This is a genomic window from Actinoplanes sp. NPDC000266, from assembly GCF_042899005.1.
Lineage (GTDB): Bacteria > Actinomycetota > Actinomycetes > Mycobacteriales > Micromonosporaceae > Actinoplanes.
On record NZ_JBIAZI010000015.1, the window covers coordinates 110448 to 129927 of the forward strand.

General features: G+C 68.6%; 19 protein-coding genes, 1 tRNA gene and 1 pseudogene. 9 read left to right on the forward strand and 12 right to left on the reverse strand.

All coding sequences use genetic code 11. From position 1 onward, the window contains the following. Positions 1-43: 43 nt before the first annotated feature. Positions 44-402, reverse strand: a pseudogene (locus ACFY36_RS44395) (type II toxin-antitoxin system VapC family toxin); the annotation flags it as partial. A gap of 294 nt (positions 403-696) precedes the next feature. On the opposite strand from ACFY36_RS44395, the gene ACFY36_RS44400 reads away from it, so the two are divergent. Beyond that, positions 697-1134: a hypothetical protein gene (locus ACFY36_RS44400; protein ID WP_499751962.1), complete on the forward strand. Its 438-nt coding sequence runs from the start codon at positions 697-699 to the stop codon at positions 1132-1134. A gap of 46 nt (positions 1135-1180) precedes the next feature. On the opposite strand, the gene ACFY36_RS44405 is transcribed toward ACFY36_RS44400, so the two are convergent. Together ACFY36_RS44405 and ACFY36_RS44410 are read right to left on the reverse strand one after the other, a co-directional pair. Further along, the gene (locus ACFY36_RS44405; protein ID WP_499751963.1) at positions 1181-1837 is read right to left on the reverse strand and encodes a PHP domain-containing protein; all 657 of its coding nucleotides are present in this window, start codon (positions 1835-1837) and stop codon (positions 1181-1183) included. Continuing rightward, positions 1834-2013 carry a PHP domain-containing protein gene (locus tag ACFY36_RS44410; RefSeq protein ID WP_499751964.1) on the reverse strand — a complete coding sequence of 60 codons (180 nt, stop codon included), beginning with the start codon at positions 2011-2013 and terminating at the stop codon, positions 1834-1836. The genes ACFY36_RS44405 and ACFY36_RS44410 overlap by 4 nt, the downstream gene beginning before the upstream one ends. Before the next feature lie 697 nt (positions 2014-2710). Here ACFY36_RS44410 and ACFY36_RS44415 point away from each other — a divergent pair. Continuing rightward, on the forward strand, positions 2711-4858 hold the full coding sequence (locus ACFY36_RS44415) for an MMPL family transporter (protein ID WP_499751965.1): 2148 nt from the start codon (positions 2711-2713) through the stop codon (positions 4856-4858). A gap of 47 nt (positions 4859-4905) precedes the next feature. Here ACFY36_RS44415 and ACFY36_RS44420 read toward each other — a convergent pair whose 3' ends face one another. Together ACFY36_RS44420 and ACFY36_RS44425 are read right to left on the reverse strand one after the other, a co-directional pair. Further along, positions 4906-6306 (reverse strand): HAMP domain-containing sensor histidine kinase, encoded by a 1401-nt coding sequence (locus tag ACFY36_RS44420; protein ID WP_499751966.1) that lies wholly within the window; start codon positions 6304-6306, stop codon positions 4906-4908. Continuing rightward, positions 6303-6977 carry a response regulator transcription factor gene (locus ACFY36_RS44425; protein WP_499751967.1) on the reverse strand — a complete coding sequence of 225 codons (675 nt, stop codon included), beginning with the start codon at positions 6975-6977 and terminating at the stop codon, positions 6303-6305. Before ACFY36_RS44425 ends, ACFY36_RS44420 begins: the two co-directional genes overlap by 4 nt. A 114-nt stretch (positions 6978-7091) precedes the next feature. On the opposite strand from ACFY36_RS44425, the gene ACFY36_RS44430 reads away from it, so the two are divergent. From ACFY36_RS44430 to ACFY36_RS44440, 3 genes are all read left to right on the forward strand, one after another. After that, complete coding sequence (locus ACFY36_RS44430; protein ID WP_499751968.1) at positions 7092-7835, forward strand: MBL fold metallo-hydrolase; 744 nt, start codon at positions 7092-7094, stop codon at positions 7833-7835. Positions 7836-7907: 72 nt separating this feature from the next. Next, entirely contained in the window at positions 7908-8786 is an 879-nt protein-coding gene (locus tag ACFY36_RS44435) for an AraC family transcriptional regulator (protein ID WP_499751969.1), read from the forward strand. Between the two features lie 70 nt (positions 8787-8856). Further along, positions 8857-12213, forward strand: a complete 3357-nt coding sequence (locus ACFY36_RS44440; protein WP_499751970.1) for a tetratricopeptide repeat protein — start codon at positions 8857-8859, stop codon at positions 12211-12213. Between the two features lie 415 nt (positions 12214-12628). Here the strand turns inward: ACFY36_RS44440 and ACFY36_RS44445 are convergent, their stop codons facing one another. The 4 genes from ACFY36_RS44445 to ACFY36_RS44460 form a co-directional block, all read right to left on the reverse strand. Further along, positions 12629-12910, reverse strand: coding sequence for a hypothetical protein (locus tag ACFY36_RS44445; RefSeq protein WP_499751971.1), 282 nt, complete (start codon positions 12908-12910; stop codon positions 12629-12631). Positions 12911-12991: 81 nt separating this feature from the next. Continuing rightward, on the reverse strand, positions 12992-13687 hold the full coding sequence (locus ACFY36_RS44450) for an aggregation-promoting factor C-terminal-like domain-containing protein (protein WP_499751972.1): 696 nt from the start codon (positions 13685-13687) through the stop codon (positions 12992-12994). An 88-nt stretch (positions 13688-13775) separates the two neighbouring features. After that, positions 13776-14504 carry a class I SAM-dependent methyltransferase gene (locus ACFY36_RS44455; RefSeq protein ID WP_499751973.1) on the reverse strand — a complete coding sequence of 243 codons (729 nt, stop codon included), beginning with the start codon at positions 14502-14504 and terminating at the stop codon, positions 13776-13778. 4 nt (positions 14505-14508) lie between these two features. After that, positions 14509-15306, reverse strand: a complete 798-nt coding sequence (locus ACFY36_RS44460; protein WP_499751974.1) for an S-methyl-5'-thioadenosine phosphorylase — start codon at positions 15304-15306, stop codon at positions 14509-14511. Between the two features lie 124 nt (positions 15307-15430). On the opposite strand from ACFY36_RS44460, the gene ACFY36_RS44465 reads away from it, so the two are divergent. The 4 genes from ACFY36_RS44465 (at position 15431) to ACFY36_RS44480 (ending at position 18069) form a co-directional block, all read left to right on the forward strand. Continuing rightward, complete coding sequence (locus tag ACFY36_RS44465; RefSeq protein WP_360244693.1) at positions 15431-15988, forward strand: YqgE/AlgH family protein; 558 nt, start codon at positions 15431-15433, stop codon at positions 15986-15988. 79 nt (positions 15989-16067) lie between these two features. Beyond that, positions 16068-16140 (forward strand) — tRNA-Ala (locus ACFY36_RS44470). 59 nt (positions 16141-16199) lie between these two features. After that, positions 16200-17255, forward strand: a complete 1056-nt coding sequence (locus ACFY36_RS44475) for a type IV toxin-antitoxin system AbiEi family antitoxin (RefSeq protein WP_499751975.1) — start codon at positions 16200-16202, stop codon at positions 17253-17255. Then, positions 17233-18069: a hypothetical protein gene (locus ACFY36_RS44480; RefSeq protein WP_499751976.1), complete on the forward strand. Its 837-nt coding sequence runs from the start codon at positions 17233-17235 to the stop codon at positions 18067-18069. The genes ACFY36_RS44475 and ACFY36_RS44480 overlap by 23 nt, the downstream gene beginning before the upstream one ends. On the opposite strand, the gene ACFY36_RS44485 is transcribed toward ACFY36_RS44480, so the two are convergent. Genes ACFY36_RS44485 through ACFY36_RS44495 form a run of 3 tightly spaced genes read right to left on the reverse strand, consistent with a single transcriptional unit; the run spans position 18055 to position 19465 of the window. Further along, positions 18055-18633 (reverse strand): TetR/AcrR family transcriptional regulator, encoded by a 579-nt coding sequence (locus tag ACFY36_RS44485; protein WP_499751977.1) that lies wholly within the window; start codon positions 18631-18633, stop codon positions 18055-18057. The two genes, ACFY36_RS44480 and ACFY36_RS44485, sit on opposite strands and share 15 nt — an antisense overlap. Continuing rightward, positions 18630-19316 (reverse strand): DsbA family oxidoreductase, encoded by a 687-nt coding sequence (locus ACFY36_RS44490; protein ID WP_499751978.1) that lies wholly within the window; start codon positions 19314-19316, stop codon positions 18630-18632. The genes ACFY36_RS44485 and ACFY36_RS44490 overlap by 4 nt, the downstream gene beginning before the upstream one ends. Next, complete coding sequence (locus ACFY36_RS44495; RefSeq protein ID WP_499751979.1) at positions 19316-19465, reverse strand: hypothetical protein; 150 nt, start codon at positions 19463-19465, stop codon at positions 19316-19318. Before ACFY36_RS44495 ends, ACFY36_RS44490 begins: the two co-directional genes overlap by 1 nt. Positions 19466-19480: the final 15 nt, after the last annotated feature.

Here is a 19480-nt window from a genome sequence, read left to right on the forward strand (position 1 = left end):
TGGGGTGCGGTGGTTGCGCTGGGGTGCGGTGGGTGTGGTGGGTCTCGACGTTGTACTTCGGGGTCTGGGTGTTTCGGGTGACCAGCGTCAGGCGCTCTACCTGAGCCTGGGCGACGAGCATGCGATCGAACGGGTCTCGGTGAATGAGCGGAAGCCGTCCAGCGACGATGCCGTGCTCGGCGGTGATGTTCAGGTGGCGGAATCCGCTGTCCCGGATGGGCTCCGGAAGATAGGCCGGTTTTCGAGCTTGCCGATTGATTGCTTGATGGCCACTTCCCAGATTGTCGCCGGGCTGACGTAGACGTCCGGCTCATGGTCGAGCCGCTCCTTGATCTCGACGGCGAGCGTGGGGTCGTCCGTAAGTCACCACAGCACGACGTGGGTGTCGAGAAGCAGGCTCATGCGAGGCCGAAGGCCCGTGGGATGGACTCATTGACCTCTGGGGAGTCCCAGTCGTCGGATACGACGAGTTGGCCGGCGAGTGAGCCTCGACCAACTCGGTCGACCCGGGATTCGGAGGCCCTGTCCGCGGAAAGCGCGGACCGGGGCCTCCCGTCATTTCTGCTCCGGGGGCCGAGCCCCCGGAAGCCCCGCGGTGCGGCAGGTTGCGCTTGGCGGCATCTGGTCGCCGACGCGAAAGTAGGTCTCAACCTGCTGACAACGGTCGGAGACGTCGATGCGATAAGTTGCGGAGTCATGACGCCGTCCATCGACGAACGCGTCATCGGTTGGCGCCGTCCTGCTCGTTCTCTGACCTTCGCGTTGTGGGTGGTACTGGCCATCTACCTGATCGGCACGTTGTTGACCCTGACGGTGGCGGCGCTGCGCAACGGTGACTACGGTGCTTTGTTTGCCCCCGGCCTGGAACGGCTCGGCGACCCGAAGGACTCAATCCCGGTGATCGGGCCGGACTCGGTGTGGAACCCGCTGTTCTGGCTGGTCGCGCTCCCTCACGCGATTGTTGTGTACTGTCCGCAATTGCCGGTGGTGGGCTTGGTGCTGGCCGGGATCGCCCTGGTCGTGGCCCGCGGCCGGTCGTTGCAAGCAGCGGTGTGGGCCGTGCTCTGGGTGACGCTGACGGTGCTGGCCTTCTCGCCCTTCGGCGAGATGCTGCACCAATGGCTCCTCGACTAGTGATAGCGGTGCGGTGGTGCTGCGGGCTGCGCGTGGTTCTCTGGCTTCAGATGTACCACCTGTCGTAGGGGTGGCGGCCTGCGTGGAAGCCCAACGCCTCGACCAAGGCGACCGCTTCGGCGAAGCCGTTGCCGACGAAGGCTGGGGCGTGTGCGTCGCTGCCGAAGGTGATTACCTTGCCGCCGACGTGGCGCCACCAGCGGACGATCTCCGGGAACGGCTTGCGGTTGGTGTTGATCTCCAATGCTCGGTCGGTGGTCGCGACCGCCGTCAGCGCGTACCGGAACTCCTCCTCGAAGTCTGCGGGGTTGAAGGGGCCCTCGGCCGCAGGCCAGTACCGGCTGACGAAGTCGATGTGGGCGAGGGCCTCGAAGTCGGCGAAGCCGGTCACCAGCCGTGGTATTTCGGCCAGATAGTCGCGGACCACGTCCGCGGCCGGGCGCTGCGCGAAATGCTCTCCCGGCTCGTTGAGTCCGTCGCCCATCGGCAGGGTGTGCAGGGAGGCGAGCACACGGTCGAACTGTCCCGCCCGGAGCACCGAGGCGAACCGGTCCCGGTGCCAGTGCGGTTCGCCAGCCTCCACCCCGGTGAGGATCAGCAGGTCGGGGAATCTGTCACGGCAGCGCTGGATGCAGGACAAGTAGCCGTCGATGTCGAGTGGTGGCGGGGTCAACGTCCCGTCCTCGCTGATCAGGTTGGTCACCTTCGAGGGGCGTCCGGCGCCGGTTCCACGTGAGTCCAGACGGTGAAGTCCAGGTGTTCGGTGAAGGCGACGGCCGGCAGACCTAACTTCAACGCCCGGGCGCAGCTGGCCTCCATGTCGCCGGGCTCGCAGTCCCAGGACCATTCGGTGTGTACGTGTCCGTCAGCGGGCAGCATGAGACCATTCGATCCGTACGGGCGCCTCGCTGCTGTAGCACCGGTCACATTCGGAGCCGCTCTTCGCGCTCGATGTGCCCGTCCTGCACCACGCACACCGCCTCCACGGCCTGGCGGCCCCCTGATCGCGGAAAGCGCGAACAGGGGCGGTTTCGTCTGTGCCCGCTCAGGGGGCCGAGTCCCCTGAAACTCCACGTTTGTCGACCTCGCCGAACGAGACTGCGGTAAGGACACCGCCGACCGAAGTCGCGAATCCCCGCCCGAACCCCGCGGTCGGCGGACCTGTGTTCGCGGAGAGCGCGAACCAGGTGAGGCCGCCCGGTCACACAGCGGATCCGACTCGTCGGCGGCGCAGGGCAGATCGGTCGGCGCGTCGACCGGCCACGTCTCGAGTTCCCGGGTCTGCGGTGTGCCGTCGGTCAGCCGCAGCCGCACCCCCGACCGGTCCGGCCCGGCCGGCTTGCCGTCGGTCGCGAGCAGGTTGTAGTGGACCTGGAGGACGAGCAGACTGCCGGGCTCCAGCTTGCCTCCACTGTGGAACACCAGGCTTTCTCATGGCCTCAACGCTGGAACTGGTTCCGTCCTGTTTCGTCGTGCCGCGGTACCGCCTCGTGCGCCGCATTAATGGTCGCCTCAGATTCGCTCGGTACGAAGTCGGCATCCGAAAAGCGATGGAACCGAACGTAGGAGGCTAGTGATGGCAGTCGACGCAGCGCCGCCCGGGGAAGCGCCGGCCGGCCGGTTGGCGGGCCGGTGGGTGCCGTGGTTGGTGATCGGCTTGTGGCTGGCGCTGGCAGCGGTCATGGTGCCGCTGAGCGGAAAGTTGAGCTCGGTCACGACCGACAAGGCCGTGGACACCCTGCCCGCCGGCGCCGAGTCCACCAAGGTCGCCGTGCTGGAGGACAGTCTCCCCGGCGGCGAGGACAACACGTTCGTCTTCGTGTACCACCGCGCCGGCGGCATGACCGCCGCCGACCGCACGGCGGTCGAGCGCCAGTACGACATCCTTACCAAGCGGTACCCGCCGAAGGCAGCGGCCGGCGGCGGCGAGGACGATGGCCCCGCGACGAGTCCATCCGCCGACGGCAAGGCGATGATTTTCACCCTCCAGGTAAGCACGACCTACGGCGCACCGGAGACCCTGATCGGCCCGCTGCGTGAGGCCGCGAAGGACCGCCCCGCCGGCCTGGAACTCGACGTGACCGGCCCGGCCGCGATCGACGGCGACATGGACGCCATCTTCGACGGCATCGACCTGCAGGTCTTCCTCACCACCGTTGTCGTCGTCACACTCCTGCTCATCCTCACCTACCGAAGCCCGGTGTTGTGGTTCATCCCGCTGGTCGTCGTGGGCGCGGCCGCACTGACCGCGATGGCGACCGTCTACCTGCTCGTCAAGGGCTTCGGCATCGTGGTCAACGACCAGAACTCGGCGCTGCTGACGATCCTGGTGTTCGGCGTCGGCACGGACTATGCGCTGTTGCTCATCGCCCGGTACCGGGAGGCACTGCACCACCACGAGAATGTCCGGGTCGCGATGGTCCACGCGCTCCGCGGCGCGGCGCCGGCCATCGTCGCGTCCGCGGCCACCGTGGTCGCCGGCCTGCTCTGCCTGCTCGCCGCGGACCTGAACAGCACCAGCGGGCTGGGCCCGATCGGTGCCGCCGGCATCCTGTGCGCGCTGCTGGCCATGCTGACGCTGTTCCCGGCGGTGCTCGTGGTGCTTGGCCGGCGGGTCTTCTGGCCGGCCATCCCGCGGTTCAACGCGGCCCTGGTGGAGAAGCCGGGGTTGTGGGAACGGCTTGGCACCGCCATCAGCCGTCACCGGTGGGTGGCGGCGCTCGGCTCGCTCGGCATCCTCGCCGTGCTCACCGTCGGGCTGTCGGGCAACACCGGCGCCCTTCGGGAGCAGGACCAGTTCCTGTCCGCGCCGGAGTCGGTCACCGGCTTCACCGTTCTGCGCCAGCATTTCCCGGAGCTCGGCGGCCAGCCGATGACGATCTTCACGCGGCCGGCCCACCAGGAGCGGGTCCTGGGCATCGTCAAGGGCACCCGCGGTGTGGCCCTGGCCGTACCGGAGCAGACCAGCGGCGGCTGGGCCACCATCTCGGTGTTCCCGGCGGACGCGCCGGACACCGTCGCGGAGTACGACACGATCAAGCGGGTGCGCACCGCCGTGCACGCGGTGAGCGGGGCGGAGGCGATAGTCGGCGGCCCGAGCGCCGAGAACCTCGACACCGAGGTGACCACCCGCCGCGACGAGAAGCTGGTGATCCCGCTGGTGCTCGCCGTCGTCCTGATCGTGCTCGGGCTGCTGCTGCGGGCGATCCTGGCCCCGCTGATCCTGATGGCCACCGTGATCGTGTCCTTCGCCGCGGCCTTCGGTGGCAGCGTGTTCGTCTTCGACACGATCCTCGGGTTCAAGGGCGTCGACTACTCGGTGCCGCTGCTGGCATTCATGTTCCTGGTGGCGCTCGGCGTCGACTACAACATCTTCCTGGTCAGCCGGGCCCGGGAGGAGACCGTGCGCCTGGGCACCGGAGCGGGCACGCTCAAAGCCCTCTCGGCCACCGGTGGCGTCATCACCTCGGCCGGTCTGGTCCTGGCGGCCACGTTCGCGGTTCTCGCCACACTTCCGCTGGTGATGCTGATCGAGGTCGGGTTCCTGGTCGCCTTCGGCGTGCTGCTCGACGCCCTACTGGTGCGGTCGGTCCTGGTGCCTGCCCTCACCCTGTTGATCGGCCGGCGGATCTGGTGGCCGAGCCGGCTGTCCCGTCCAGCGGCGGAGCCACCGGTCAGGCGTCAGTCGCTCGCCGACGAGGAGGAGCCCGCGCTGCAACGGTGAGCGCGGCAGCTCAGCGCCCGCCGCCGGGGACCGTCCCAGGCGGCGGCTCAGCGCTCGGCCGCCGGCAGCTCGATCCGAAGCAGCGCGCCGCCGCGTGCGGAGCGGGCGACAGCGGTCCGGCCTCCGTGGGCGTCGACGACCCGCCGCACGATCGACAACCCTAGACCGGATCCCGGCAAAGCCCGGGCGCTGTCGGACCGGTAGAACCGGTCGAACACCCTTGGTACGTCGGCGGCGTCGATACCCGGCCCGGCGTCGTCGACCTCGAGCACCGCCGACGCGCCCTCGGCGAAGAGCCGGACCTGGACCGGCTGGTCCGCGGGGGACCATTTGCCGGCGTTGTCGATGAGGTTGAGCACCGCCCGCTGGAGGCCGGCGGGCCGGCCGCTCACCCACACGGACGTGACGTCGAGCGCGATCTCGATGTCGGGCATGCGGGAACGCGCACGGGTCGCCGCGGCCACCACCACGTCGGCGAGGTCGATCAGTTCGGTGCTCTCGTCGCTGACGTCACCGCGCGCCAGGTCGGTCAACTCGGCGGCAAGGGTGCTCAACTCGGCCACCTGGGCGCCGAGATCGTGGAGCAGCCGGGTCCGGCTCTCCGCCGGCAGCGCGCTGTCCAGGGTGCCGCGCCGATCGAGCCGGATCAGCAGCTCGACGTTGAGGCGCAGGCTGGTGAGCGGGGTCTTGAGCTCGTGGGCGGCGTCCTCGGCGAGGAGCCGCTGGGCCTGCCGGGAGTCCCGGAGCGCGGCGAGCATGTCGTTGATCGACTGGGTCAGCCGCCCGATCTCCCCACCGCCCTCGTCCGGGATGTCGGCGTCGAGATCCCGGGTGTGCGCGACATGCACCGCGGCGGCGGTCAGCCGGTCGATCGGCGCCAGCCCGGTGCGCGCCACGGCCCGGCCGACAAGGGCGCCGCCGGCCACGCAGAGCAGCCCGATCAGCAGCATGCCGAACCCGAGCTGGTTGATCGGGCTGTCGTCGGCGAGGCGGGCCACCTGCACCGCCCCATCGCCCGCCCGCACCGTGTAGACGAGGTAGCCCTCCTCGCTGTCGTTCGACTCCATCAGGTCGGCCGACGCGCCCTGCGCCACGCGCACGGCGTGCTCGCTGACCGGGGGCAGGGCGGGTTGGCCGACCGGCGTCCGGGTCGAGCCGTCGGGCAGGATGACCCGCACCAGCCGATCGGATCCGGGATACGGCGGTAGCTCGACCCGCGCCGGACCGGCGCGCTCCGCGTTCGTCGCCAGCACGCGGGAGTCGGCGCGTAACTGGCTCTCGGCGGCGTCCCGCAGCTTGCCGCCCAGTAGCTCGGTGGCCACCTGAAAGGCCGCGAACACGCTGACCGCGATGGCCGTCGCCGCGATCACCGTCATCCTGGTCCGCAGGGATCGCCGGCGCCACCATCGGGCCAGCCGGCGCGGTTCCCGGCCGACGGGTCTGCTCACGGAGCAGTCTCCCGCATCGTGTATCCCAGGCCGCGCAGCGTGTAGATCAATCGCGGCTCGCCCTCGGCCTCCATCTTGCGGCGCAGGTAGCTCACGTACACCTGGAGGTTGTTGGCGGTGGTGCTCATGTCGAAGCCCCAGATCGCCTCGAACAGCGCGTCGCGGGTCAACACCCGGGTCGCGTTGCGCACGAGGACGTGCAGGAGGGAGAACTCGGTCCGGGTCAGGTGCAGCGGTCGCGGCCCCCGCCACGCTTCGAACCGGTCGGGATCGAGCCGGACGTCGGCGTACGACAGGACCTGTGACTCGTCGTCGCCCGGCGCGCGCCGGCGCAGCAGGGCCCGCACCCGGGCCAGCAACTCCTCCGTGGCGAACGGCTTGGGCAGATAGTCGTCGGCGCCCGCGTCCAGCCCCGCGACCCGGTCGGAGATCTGATCCCGGGCGGTCAGCATCAGCACCGGCAGGTCCCGGCCCGCCGCCCGCAACCGCCGGCAGGTCTCCAACCCGCCGAGGCGGGGCATCATCACGTCGAGGATCAGCAGATCGGGCGCGTCGCCACCGAGCCCGTCGAGCACGGCGAGACCGTTGGCGACGGTGCTGGTGTCATAACCCTCGACCTGGAGCACCCGCTCCAGTGACTCACGGATGGCCGCCTCGTCATCCGCAATCATGATCCGCACGCCGGCCCGCCCCTCAGTCGGTGCTTTTCCGCTCATCCTCGCCGATCAACCTGAGGCCAGGATTAAAGCGGCCGCCGGGTTGGTGGATGCCGGTAGCGTTTCCGCATGCGGCTCAGCGTTCTCGGCGCTTGCGGGGCGTGGCCCCAAGCGGACCAGGCGTGCAGCGGATTTCTCGTTGAGCACGACGGTTTCCGGCTTCTCCTCGACCTCGGCTACGCGACTCTGCCGCAAATGTTGCGGCAGATCACCGCGGAACAGGTTGATGCTGTGTTCGTCAGCCACGGCCACCCCGACCACTGCGCGGACCTCAACCCACTGCTGCGGGCTCGTGCTCTGGGCGGGCGTGCATCACCACCCCTGCCGGTCTACGCGCCGGCGGGCGCGCTCGATGCGGTGCTGGCACTGGACCGACCCGGGTTCCTCGACGACGCCTGCGTGGTGCACGAGGTTGTCCCGGGCGCCCGGTTCGAGCTCGGGCCGTTCCGGGCCGAGACCCGGCTCCTGCCGCATTGGGTGCCGAATGCCGGTATCCGTCTGGTCGCCGATGGCCGAGCGCTCGCCTACACGGGCGACACGGGGCCCAGCGAGCATGTCGTCGACCTGGCCCGGGACGTGGACCTGCTACTGGCCGAGGCCACGTACCCCAATGAGGTGCCGGACCACTCGAGGCAGTACCTGTCGAGCGCACGCACAGCCGGTCGTCAGGCCGCGGAAGCCGGCGCCGGTCATCTGCTCCTGACTCATCTCTGGCCGGGAACCGACCCGATCATCGCGCTGGCGGCGGCCGCCGAGAACTACGGCGGCACCGTGGACGTAGCAGCCGGCCGCTTCACCATAGAGGCTGCATGATCGGATCGGGCCTCGATGGTCGGGCGCCGGGCGTGGGGTTCCCGGCAATGTTGAGAGCGCGAAGGGGGTCCCGTGATTGCTGCGCTCAACCGGCTTGTCGATCTGGTCGAGGAACGGCTTGCCGGTGAACTCGACGTTCAAGAGGTGGCTCTGTTGGTCGGTACCACCGAGCATCACCTTCGGCGGATGTTCTCGTCGTTGGCTGGTATGCCGCTCTCGGAGTATGTCCGCCGGCGTCGAATGACCGTGGCCGCGGCCGAGGTTGTCCGGCGCGAGGATGACCTGTTGAGCATTGCCGTTCGGTACGGGTACGGGTCGACTGAGGCGTTCGGGCGGGCCTTTCGGGCGATCCACGGTGCCGGGCCAGGTGACGTACGCCGTGATGGTGGTCCTCTTCGCACTCAACCGCAACTCAGGTTTCGCCTGAGTGTCGAAGGGAGCAATCGCATGGATACTCGCATCGTCGATCGGCCCGCGTTCCGCCTTGTCGGGTACGCCGCTCGCGTTCCGCTGATTCATCAAGGCGCCAACCCGCATATTCAGCGGCACATTTCCGGGCTTCCGCCGGAGTCGCACGCGCGCCTGAAGGCTCTCAGCACCACCGAGCCGTCGGGTCTTCTCGCGGTCAGCGACGCCCTCGACCCCGATCGCGCCGAGGGCAGTGAGCTCACCTACCTGCACGGAGTCGCTGTCACGCTGGGGACCCCGGCCCCCGACGAGCTGGACGTCATCGATGTCCCGGCCGGCCGATGGGCGGTCTTCCGGACCGCGGGACCGTATCCGCAGACCTTGCAGGACACGTGGGCCGCCACCGCCACCGAGTGGTTCCCCTCCAACCCGTGGCGTCTGCGGCCCGGCCCGGAGATCGTCGCGGTGCTGGAACGCTCGGACGACTTCAGCACCGCTACTTGTGAACTTTGGCTGCCCATCGAACCGGAAACGGTGCCCTGAACGGGTGATGATTGATTTGCCCCGGTCGGCGATTATGCGTGGGTAGGCCCTCCGCCACGAGAGAGGCTCCATGACTACCTTCGTTGGCCGCAGCGACGAGCAGAACCGTTTTCGCGAGGTTCTCCGGGAGGCTTCGGGTAAGCCCGGCGACGGGCCCGACGAGGGCTATGTCGTGCTCGTGCAGGGCTATGGCGGCATCGGGAAATCCACTCTGTTGAGTCGATTCGCCGCCATCGCCGGTGGTCGTCTCTCGGAGCCGGCGGTCGGCCGATTCACGATTTTCGAGGTGGACTGGGAAGACGATCAGAAGCTGCACGGTGAGGACTACATCGACTTCGCCGGGCCGCCGGTGTGGCGTGTTCTGGAGCGGATCCGGGCCGCGCTCGACAACGCCAGCCAGGGGTGGGGACGGAGGGATCGGCGCCGCCTGCGGGGGTTCGCCGAGTTCCAGCGCCAGATCACCTGGCTTCCCGAACTGGAGAAGCGGGCGGCCGAGCTGGGCCTGACCAAGCAGGTCGGGCACAGGCCGATGTCGCCGCAGCAGGTCGACAAGGCGGTGAAGGCGGCCGGGCAGGCGGCCGAGGTGGCCGGGATGGCCACGACCGTGGTCAACCCGGTGGGGGCAGCCGTCGGCGCCGCCATGGAGCTGGGATCGGCCGCGTTGCAGCGGCGGCCGGCCCGGCTCGACCCGGCGCTGTACCGGGCGCTGGTCGACCAGGTCGACGCGTTGGCGACGGCGTTCAGCACCGGCCTGCGCGCGCTCGCGACCAAGCAGCCGGTGGTGGTCGTCCTGGACTCGTGCGAGCTGCTGGGCGGGTCGGGCCCGTGGCTGCGGGAGCTGACACGGCGCTGCGGCCGTCGCGTGATCTGGGTGATCGGCACCCGATTGGAGCCGGAACTGCTCGCCGCGGGCGAGAGTGAGGCCCGTAATTACACGACGGAATTGGCCGACAGCCGGCTGCGGACCATGACCCTGTCACGCTTCGACGATCGGACCGCGAAAAGCTTTCTTCAGCATCGCCTCGGTGACCTCCCGGCCCATCTGGACGTTCAGCGCGTGGCCGAACTGACTCAGGGCGTACCGCTGGCCTTGGATTTCATGGCCAAACTGGTGCACGACTGTATGCGGACGGGCCGGCGCTTCGACGACCTGTACGAAGAGGTCCGCAGCGACGGCTCCGTGTCCAGTGTGGTCAGAGAAATGGCCAACCGCTATCTGGCGCACGCCAACAAGGACTCCGGATCGGAACTGCACCGTGACCTGCCGCTGTTGTACGGGCTCGCCCTCATCAGCATCGATCACGACATACCGGCGCGCCGTACGTCGAACCCGTATCCCGACATGGCCGCTCCCGTTCCGGTCGACCGGGACCCGGACCTGCTGGCCGCTCTGTGGGGCATTCCGGCCGGCAAAGTGGCTGAGCAATTGCCCGAGATCAGCCGTCGGCACGACTTCATCCACAGCGGCGACGGCACCATTCACCGTGACGTCCGCGACGCGGTCCGCCTGTTCATACTCACCCCCGTGCAGCGGGTCAGCGACACCGTTCAGCAGATAAACCAGCGTGCCGTGCAATACCTCCGGGACCGCCTGGAGGTCTGGGCCGACCGCGGCGTCGAAGATCAGGTCATGGACGCCAGTTGGCGTACGACAAGCGTCGCTCTGCTGTGGCACACCTTCTGGGTTGATCCGCCCGAAGGCGTACGCCTGTTGCAGAGCTTCATCCCGCAGGCGGCGGTTCTGCAGCCCACTTACGCCCGCATCCTGCTCGAGGTCGCGAAATTCTTTCGGCCCTATTGCTCTCCCGCGCATCGGACCGTGGTCGACGGGTTGTTTCAGCTCGCCGGGATCGCCACCCCGTTCGGCGAGGCCGCGAACGCGAGCGTGGCGATGCGGGCACTCGACGCGGGTGAGCCGCGAACGCCGTACGTCCACCTGCTCTATTGCCAGGCATGGTCGGCGCTCGGCCTCGATTTCATCGAACGGGTACGGCATCTACGGCTGGCCACCAAGTTCACCAAGCCGGCGAGCGGGCCGACCGCCGATCGCCTCGGCCAGATCGCCGGGTCGCTGCCGTATGTCGGCGATCTGAAGTCCCGCACGGACGCCGATCAAAGAGCCGTGATCGACGGACTGCGCATCGCGGCGCGCTACCAGCGCCGATTCAGCGCTCATAACGGGCTCGGCAACGCGCTCTACGCCCTGGGCCGTCATGGGGAGGCGGAGGCGGCTTTCCGGCAGGCGGTGAAATGCGGCGCGGACAACGCGTACGGCCACAACGGGCTGGGCAGCGCGTTGTACGGCCTGGGTCGTTATGTGGAGGCGGAGGCGGCGTTCCGGAAGGCGGTGCGGTGCGATCCGGACTTCGCGGTCGCCCACCGAAATCTCGGTAGCACGTTGTTCGGCCTGGGTCGTTATGCCGAGGCCGAGGCGGCGTATCGGGAGGCGGTGCGGCGCGACGCCGGCAATGCGTACGGCCACAATGGTCTCGGTAACGCTCTGCACGGCCTGGGCCGTTACACGAAAGCGGAGGCGGCGTATCGCGAGGCGGTGCGGCGCGACTCCGCCAACGCCTACGGTCACAACGGAATCGGTAACGCGTTATATGGCCAGGGGCGCTATACGGAGGCGGAGACGGCGTTCCGGGAGGCGGTGCGCTGCGATTCCAATTACGCGTACGCCTTCAATGGTCTCGGTAACACCTTGTACAGCCTCGGTCGATATGCGGAGGCGGAGGTGGCGTTCCGGGAGGCCGTGCGCTGCGATTCCCACTACGCGTACGCTTTCAACGGCCTCGGTAACGCCCTCTACGACCTGGGTCGTTATGCCGAGGCCGAGGCGGCGTTCCGGGAGGCGGTGCGGTGCGATTCCGATTACGCGTACGCCTTCAACGGCCTCGGCAACGCGTTGTGCGGCACGGGATGTTTCAGTGAGGCGGGTTCGGCGTTCCGGGTGGCGGTGCGCTGCGATCCGGAATACACCACCCCACATCGCATGCTCGGACTGCTGCTGCTGAGCGAAAGCCGGCACGAGGAGGCCCGCGCCGAATTCGCCGCGGCGGGGAACGGTGCGAACGTGGTGCTCCTTCGCTGGGCCGTCGACCGCTGCCTTCAGCCGGCTCATCGCCGGACAACCCCGCAGGATGTTCTGAACGCGATAGAGCCCGCCGGCAACCTCATGTCGTCCTTCGCGATAGCGGAGATCCGCGCCTTGGCCCTTCTCGGCCGCGGCGACGTGGCCGAGGCGGTCAGCGCTTTCAAAGGCGGCTTGGCCGGCCGCCGGCCGAGAAACTTCTTCGAGCGTCCGCTGTACGACCTGGCGGCCTCACCGGAGCCCTTGGCCGGCCTCGACCAGTTGCTGGACATCTGGCGCGACATCATCGCCGAGGATCCCTTGGCGGCCGGCCCGTGGGGCGGCCCCGACTGAGTGACGCGGCCTACCATTCGACGATGGTGAATGGGGAGCGTCTTTGAGCGGCGACGTGGGACCGTGCCTGGCGGGTCGCTGACGTGGGGGAGCCGCGATCCAGCCCGTCATCACGTGGTCTGCCGCCCGGTGCTGTGCAGGCCGTCGAGGTGACGGTGCCGGGTTCGCTGGGCCGGGACGCGGGCGAGGCGCAGCCGTTCTCGGCGCGGCTCCGGCTGCTGGGGGATCGGCTTCTCCGGTCGATGATCCGTTGGCTCTGCGTCCGGTGTGGAGCTTCAGCGGGGCCGCTACGCCTTCACCGTCTGCCGCGGCATTCCGGCCGGCACGCGGCGCCCGGGAGGCCTTCGCCTGGAACCGCACCTCGGGTGGGCCGTGACGTCGTAGCCGTCCATCGACCAGTTGGTTGATGGGGAAATCAGCAGCCGTGGATCTGCTGGGGCGATGTGACGGCGAGCGGCGGCCGGAACGATGAAAGCATGTCGCGCTCGAGGAACTTTCTGTCGTATCGGTCCAGCGGATCGATTCTCAGCGTCTGCTCGAAGGACTCGGTTCTTTCGATCGGATCGCTGGGATCGGTTCTCTCCGTGGCGTCCGTGGGATCGATTCTGTCGGTGCTGTCGATCGGCTCTTTCGGATCCGTGTTGTCGATCGGCGCCTTCGGGTCGGTCCTCGCCGTCGGCGCTTTCGGCGCGGTCACGGCGACCGGGTCGTACGTGATCGCCGCCCTTGCCGTTGTTGTTGTTCTTGTCGTTCTTGCTCTGCTCCGGATCGCCCGGCGCTAGTAGTTGCCGTTCTCCTGGAAGTTCTGCCAGGCGCCGCACGGCGTCTTGTACTTGCCCTTCACGTAGCCCAGGCCCCACTTGATCTGGGTGGCCGGGTTGGTCTTCCAGTCGTCGGCGATCGAGGACATCTTGCTGCCGGGCAGCGACTGCGGGATGCCGTACGCGCCCGAGGACTTGTTCTCGGCCTTGTAGTTCCAGCCGCTCTCTTTGGTCCACAAGTTGTTCAGGCACGGGAACTGGTCGATGCCGAAGCCCTTCTCGAGCATCAGGGCGCAGCCGATCTTGCGGCTGCCGCTGAACTCGTTGCAGGAGCCGGGGATCGGGCCGTCGTAGGGGACCGGGCCGCCGTTCTCCAGGGCCTTCTTCTTCTCCTCGGCCTTCTTCTTGTCGGCGATGACCTGCTCCTCCAGGTCGTGCGCGCGGGCCGCGGTGAGCTTGGCGGCGGCGGCCGCCTTGGCCGCGGCGGCGCCCTCGGCCTCGCGCTGCCAGGCCCGGGCGGCGGCGTGCGCGCCCTGGCGCTGCTTGAGCAGGGAGAGGTCCTGCGACTCGACCACCAGGTTCACGGGGGCGTCGGACGCCGACGGCGAGACCGCCGCGCGCTCCTTGCCCAGGTAGACGCCGCCGACCAGGCCGGCCAGGAGCAGACCGACCGATGCCGCGCGGACGCCGAGGCGGCCCAGACGCCGTTCCACGAGTGGTCCCTTCGCCGAGGATCAACGGCGAATACCATCACGCATCGACCCCTGTCGGCGAAACAGCAGAACGCGGATGTGACTGTAGTCACATAGTGGGGCGAATCCAGGTGGAGATGTGGGAGTCGCTCTCGTTGTGGAACGGGTCGCGGGACCAGGACTCCCAGCGGTGCTCGAGCTCCATGCCGGCCAGTTGCGCCATGAGGTCGAGTTCGGCCGGCCAGACGTACCGGAAAGGAATCTCGGAGATCTCGCCGTCGACGACGTGGACCGAGGACATGGCCTGGGTGGCCGGCTCGTACGTGTCGAAGCCGAGCCTCGTAGGAGTGACGGTGAACGGGACGGCGGTCTGGCCGGGCGGCAGCTTGCGCAGCTCCGGGACCATCACCTCGATCAGGAAGCGGCCGCCCGGGCGCAGATGGGCGGCGGCGTTGCGGAACGCGGCGACCTGACCCCGCTGTGTGGTCACGTTCATGATCGTGTTGAAGACCAGGTAGACCAGATCGAACTCGCCGTCGACGCGGGTCTTGGTGAAATCGCCGACCGACACGCCGATCCGCTCGGCGCCGGGCTTCGGGCGCAGCCGGGCCAGCATCGCGCGGGACATGTCGATGCCGTGCACCTCGACGCCGCGCCCGGCCAGCGGAACCGCCACCCGGCCGGTGCCGATCGCGAACTCCAGCGCCCGTCCCCCGCCGGCCAGATCGGCCAGCACGTCCGCGGTCCGCGCCACGACGGCCGGATCGAACTGAGGGTCATTGGGGATGTCGTACTTCTCCGCGACCTTCTCCCCGAAGAAGCCATCGGCGTCCGTCATTCCGTCACGGTAGCTCGATCGGCAGCTTCAAACCGTCCAGCGCTGACGCGCAAGGGCAGGTCCGTCGCTCGGGGAGCTTGGTCACGGCGTCCAGGAGTACGTCCCGGAGCCGCTCCGTGTTTTCCGCGAACACCCGGAAGACCTCCTCCTGGGTGACCCCGTGGTCGCCCTCGACTCCGGCGTCGAGATCGGTGACGAGGGCGATCGACGTGTAGCAGAGGCCCAGCTCGCGAGCCAGGACGGCCTCGGGATGGCCGGTCATGTTGACGATCGTGCCGCCGATCGCGGTGAACCAGCGCGACTCGGCGCGGGTCGAGAACCGGGGGCCCTCGACCACGACCATGGTGCCGCCGTCGACCGGGCCGACCGGGCGGGCCGCCTCGAGAACGGCGGCGCGGCCGTCCGGGCAGTACGGGTCGGCGAAGTTCAGGTGGACGGCGCCGGTGTCGTAGTACGTCTGCGCGCGGCCGCTCGTCCGGTCGATCAGCTGGTCGGGGACCACGAACGTGCCCGGGCCCAACTCGGGCCGCAGACCACCGACGGCGCAGGGCGCGACGATTTGACGTACACCCAAAGCGCGAAGCGCCCAAAGATTCGCCTGATAGGGGATCTTGTGGGGCGGGAACCGGTGATCGCGACCGTGGCGCGGCAGGAACGCGACGCGGCGGTCACCCACTCGGGCGATCGTGATCGGGTCGGAGGGCGCACCGTAGGGCGTGGACACGACATGCTCGGCCGCGTCATCCAGGAGGGCGTAGAGCCCCGAGCCGCCGATGACGCCGATCTCCGCCGCTGCGTTCATGGCCAGACCTTATCGGTGGCCGGAAACTCGGGCTAATGTGCGTTCATGGCGTTGGTGGAAGCGTTGTGCGTGACGCTGCGGACTGCCCGTGTATAGCGAGGGTCAGCGGATCGGAGGCCGGTCGATGGAGTCCATGACCGGCCGGCTCCTCGTGGCGACACCCACTCTCAAAGACCCTAATTTCGACCGTACGGTCGTGCTGCTCGTGGCCCACGAGACGGGCGGCGCCCTGGGCGTGGTCCTCAACCGCGCGACGGAGGTCCCGGTCTCCGACGTCCTGGGCACGTGGGGGGAGCTGGCGGGCGACCCGGCGGTCCTGTTCGAGGGCGGCCCGGTGCAGCCCGAGTCGGCGATCTGCCTGGCCCGCACCCGCCCCGAGGTGAAAAAGAGGGTGTCCGGCTTCCATCAGGTGTCCGGCGCCCTGGGCACGGTCGACCTGTCCACCGACCCCGAGCGCCTGCGCGACAGCGTCGCCGGCGTCCGTGTCTTCGCCGGCTACTCGGGCTGGTCCGCGGGCCAGCTCGAGGAGGAGATCGCGGCCGGCTCATGGTTCCTGCTGGACGCCCTTCCGGGCGACCCGTTCATCAACCGCCCCGACGACTTGTGGGCCATGGTCCTGCGCCGCCAGGGCGACATCTTGGCGGCGGTCGCCCACTTCCCACCCGACCCCGCGATGAACTGAAGGGGAGGGGGTCCCGGCGGGCTCCCGCCGAAGGTGTGTAGTATTTCCTCCGTGCCCGGGTGACCGGGGACGAAGGCAAGGGGCTGTGGCGCAGCTGGTAGCGCACCACACTGGCAGTGTGGGGGTCAGGGGTTCGAGTCCCCTCAGCTCCACCCTTGCGAAACGCCCGGACTGTTGTCCGGGCGTTTTTGTTGCCCATGGTGGCCCTACCGTGTTCAGTTTTCGTCCTTGTTCAAATAAACTGAACAGGGTGAAAAACCGAACGCAGATCGGCTCGGGCGAGACGGAGCGGTTCCTGGGGCTGGCCGAGGAGCGCCTGCGAGAGTTCGGTGTCTCTCTCAAGAGGGAGCCGTCGGCTCCGGGCATCGACAGCGGTGTGGACGCGGTCGTCACGCTGACCAGAGGTGACAGCGCGGCGATATACCTCGTGCAGTTCAAGGCGCTGACGTTGACCGCCGTGGCCCATCGCAAGGGTCCCTCCGGGCCCCGTCCGACGTTGATGATCGGCGACCGGATCAGCCCGCGTAGCGCCGACGCCTTCCGCGAGGCGAACATCCAGTTCGTCGACGCCCTGGGTAACGCGTTCATCGCCTTCGGCGACGTCTTCATCGACGTGCGGGGGCGTGTCGAGCGGGCAGCGCGACCCGAGCGCTCCGCCGGGCAGGCGGGAAACCTGTTCAGCCGTGTCCGGGCTCAGGTCATTCTGGCGCTGCTCACCTGGCCGGAGTTGGCGGTCGGGGTGCGGCGGGAGATCGCCGGTGCGGCGGGAACTTCTCTGGGACAGGCGCACGATGTGATGACCAGGCTGGCGGAGGCCGGATTCCTGCGGCCGTCATCGAAAGGCCTCGCCCGGACCGATGAGCTCGTCGACTACTGGACCGCCGCCTACCCGACCGGTCTCGGCCCGCGACTGGCGGTCGCCGAATTCCACGGTGATCCGAGCCGGCCGGTCAAGAGCGAGCGTCCCGTCTACCTCAGCGGCGAGACAGCGGTCGGAGTCGATGTCGCGCGTCCGGCCACCTCGACCGTCTATCTCGATTCGCTGGAACCGAAGCTCGCCGTGGCCAATAGGTGGAGCTCCAACCCGGAGCGCGTACCCAACGTTTTCGTCCGGAAGAAGTTCTGGACTTCGCCGCGTCTCGCCGAGAAGGATCCCAATGCTCCCTGGCCACTGGTCTACGCCGATCTGATGGCGACCGGTGACGCCCGGCTGGCCGAGGTAGCCAGAACGTGGAGGGCCGACCATGCTCGACCTGACCAAGGCTGATCCCTCCCTGCTCCACATCGTCGACGGCGTCGTGGTCGAAGTCATCACGAAGTCGACTCTGCTGGCGCCTGGTGAGGTGATGCTGGTGGGCGCGCACTGCCGCGACATCCTGCAAAGCGCGTTCGGACACGAATTCTTGCTGCGCGCCACGGCCGACATCGACCTCGGCCTGGCGGTGGCGAACTGGGCTGCTTATGACGAACTGGTCACCCGACTGCCCTCGGCCGGGAACACGGGAATCCGTTTCCGGATCGCGCAGACGACGGCTGATCTCATGCCGTTCGGCCCAGTGGAGAATCCCCCGGGCACAGTGACTCCGACGACCCGCCAGGAACCGATCAGTGTATGGGGTTTCGCCGAGGTCTTCGCGGGCGCTCACCCGCTGGAGTTACCTACCGGCGGGACCATCCGGATTCCCTCCGCTGCTGGATATGCCGCGCTGAAGCTGGCCGCGTGGTTGGACCGGAGCGCCTACGGCGAGTACAAGGACGCCGGCGACATCGCCACGGTGGTCTACTGGTACACGAGGTCATCAGCTGTCGAGACCTCCCTCTACGAGACCGCTCATGGCCAGGATCTTCTGGTTCAGGAGGATCTGGACGAGGCCGCCGCGGCGGCTCGAATTCTCGGGGAAAACGTTTCCGGCTTGATCGGACCCCAGCGTCTGTCCGAGCTCACCGGGCGCTGGCCGGCCTCCTCGGAGGATTTGCTCGTCCACCACATGGCGGTGACGAACGCCCCCGACTGGGCCGGCTCCGCGATCAGACGGCGAACGTTGCTCCGGGCCATGGTGCGAGGCCTAGGACTCAGCTGACTGGCTGTGTGAGCGGAGGCCGTGGAGGAGGAAGTCGAGGCGGCGTTCGTAGTCGGGGCGGGACTGCTTTGCGCACGCTCGCAGGGCGGCGCCTCTTTCCAGGATCAAGTACGTCAGGTCGGTCGGGGTCAGGTCGGGGCGGACGACCCCCGCTGACTGCGCTTCCTCCAGGAGCCGGCGGCCGAAACGGCTGGCTTTGTCGCAGAGGGTGGTCAGCTGTTCGGAGTCGGGGAGGGCCCTGACCAGGACGTCGTTGGCGGCGGGCTCGTCGTATTGCAGGAGCCACATGCGCAGCAGGTATTCCTCGAAGCGGGCCAGCGGGTCGGTCAACGACTCGACCGCCTCGATGATGTCGCGGATGCGCTCGGCCACCAGCTCGTCGACCACGGCGTCGATCAAGCCGCGGCGGCTTCCGAAGCGGTGGTAGATGGTGCCCTTGCTCACGCCCGCGGCCCTGGCCACCTCGTCGAGCGGGGTGGTCAGGCCGTGGGCGCGGAACACGTCGAGGGCGGCCCGGCGGATGCCCTCGACGTTTCGGCGCGCGTCCGCGCGCAAGCGGGTCATGCCGGCTGATTCTCCCTGTCCTCCCAGGAGAGGTCCAAGGCTCGGCGGAACATCTCGACCGGCTGGGCGCCGGAGACGGCCCGCTTGTTGTCGAAGACGAAGAACGGGACGCCGGTGATGCCGAACTCGCGGGCGCGGGCCAGGTCGGCGCGGATGTCCTTCTCGTACCCCTTGGTCTCCAGGGTCTTGACCGCCTCGGCGCGGTCGAGGCCCAGCTCGGCCGCGAGGTCGGCCAGGACGCCGTGGTCGGCCAGGTTGAGCCCGTCGGTGAACTCGGCCCGGAACAGGCGCTCGACCGCGGCGCTCTCCCGGCCGTGCGCCTTGGCCAGGTGGATGATCCGGTGGGCGTCGAGGGTGTTCACCATCTGAACCTTCTCGAACCGGTAGTCCAGACCGGCGGCGGCGCCCCGGGCGCTCAGCTGGGCGTGCGAGGCCTCGATCTGCGCCTTCGGCATGCCGTGGCTGGCCGCGAGATAGTCGTCGGCCAGGACGGCCTCGCCGGGGGCGAAGCCGGGGTTGAGCTGGAAGCTGTGGTATCGGATCTGCACGGCGGAGCCGTGCGGGTGCTGCTCGACGGCCTCGGCCAGCACGGCGTGGCCCAGGTAGCAGAACGGGCAGACGACATCGCTCCAGATGTCGATCACGATGGGTTCGGCGGCCCGGCCGAACACGCTGCCGGTCATCAGTCGCACCATCCGTCGGCGGAGCAGGCGCCGGCGTCGTCCGCCGACTCCAGCAGGATGAGGCCGGCCACCGGGGTGGCCGGCTCGGCGAAATCGTCGGGTTCGTCCGAGGCCAAAGAAGGGGCCGGTGAAGCGTTACTTGACTCCATAGTCAAGAACGTAGC

Excerpts from the sequence above, each read along its gene's own strand:
- ACFY36_RS44400 (WP_499751962.1), top strand. The coding sequence starts at position 697 with ATGACGCCGTCCATCGACGAACGCGTCATCGGTTGGCGCCGTCCTGCT.
- ACFY36_RS44410 (WP_499751964.1), bottom strand. The coding sequence starts at position 2,013 with ATGCTGCCCGCTGACGGACACGTACACACCGAATGGTCCTGGGACTGC.
- ACFY36_RS44415 (WP_499751965.1), top strand. The coding sequence starts at position 2,711 with ATGGCAGTCGACGCAGCGCCGCCCGGGGAAGCGCCGGCCGGCCGGTTG.
- ACFY36_RS44425 (WP_499751967.1), bottom strand. The coding sequence starts at position 6,977 with ATGATTGCGGATGACGAGGCGGCCATCCGTGAGTCACTGGAGCGGGTG.
- ACFY36_RS44430 (WP_499751968.1), top strand. The coding sequence starts at position 7,092 with ATGCGGCTCAGCGTTCTCGGCGCTTGCGGGGCGTGGCCCCAAGCGGAC.
- ACFY36_RS44440 (WP_499751970.1), top strand. The coding sequence starts at position 8,857 with ATGACTACCTTCGTTGGCCGCAGCGACGAGCAGAACCGTTTTCGCGAG.
- ACFY36_RS44455 (WP_499751973.1), bottom strand. The coding sequence starts at position 14,504 with ATGACGGACGCCGATGGCTTCTTCGGGGAGAAGGTCGCGGAGAAGTAC.
- ACFY36_RS44460 (WP_499751974.1), bottom strand. The coding sequence starts at position 15,306 with ATGAACGCAGCGGCGGAGATCGGCGTCATCGGCGGCTCGGGGCTCTAC.
- ACFY36_RS44465 (WP_360244693.1), top strand. The coding sequence starts at position 15,431 with ATGGAGTCCATGACCGGCCGGCTCCTCGTGGCGACACCCACTCTCAAA.
- ACFY36_RS44480 (WP_499751976.1), top strand. The coding sequence starts at position 17,233 with ATGCTCGACCTGACCAAGGCTGATCCCTCCCTGCTCCACATCGTCGAC.
- ACFY36_RS44485 (WP_499751977.1), bottom strand. The coding sequence starts at position 18,633 with ATGACCCGCTTGCGCGCGGACGCGCGCCGAAACGTCGAGGGCATCCGC.
- ACFY36_RS44490 (WP_499751978.1), bottom strand. The coding sequence starts at position 19,316 with ATGACCGGCAGCGTGTTCGGCCGGGCCGCCGAACCCATCGTGATCGAC.
- ACFY36_RS44495 (WP_499751979.1), bottom strand. The coding sequence starts at position 19,465 with ATGGAGTCAAGTAACGCTTCACCGGCCCCTTCTTTGGCCTCGGACGAA.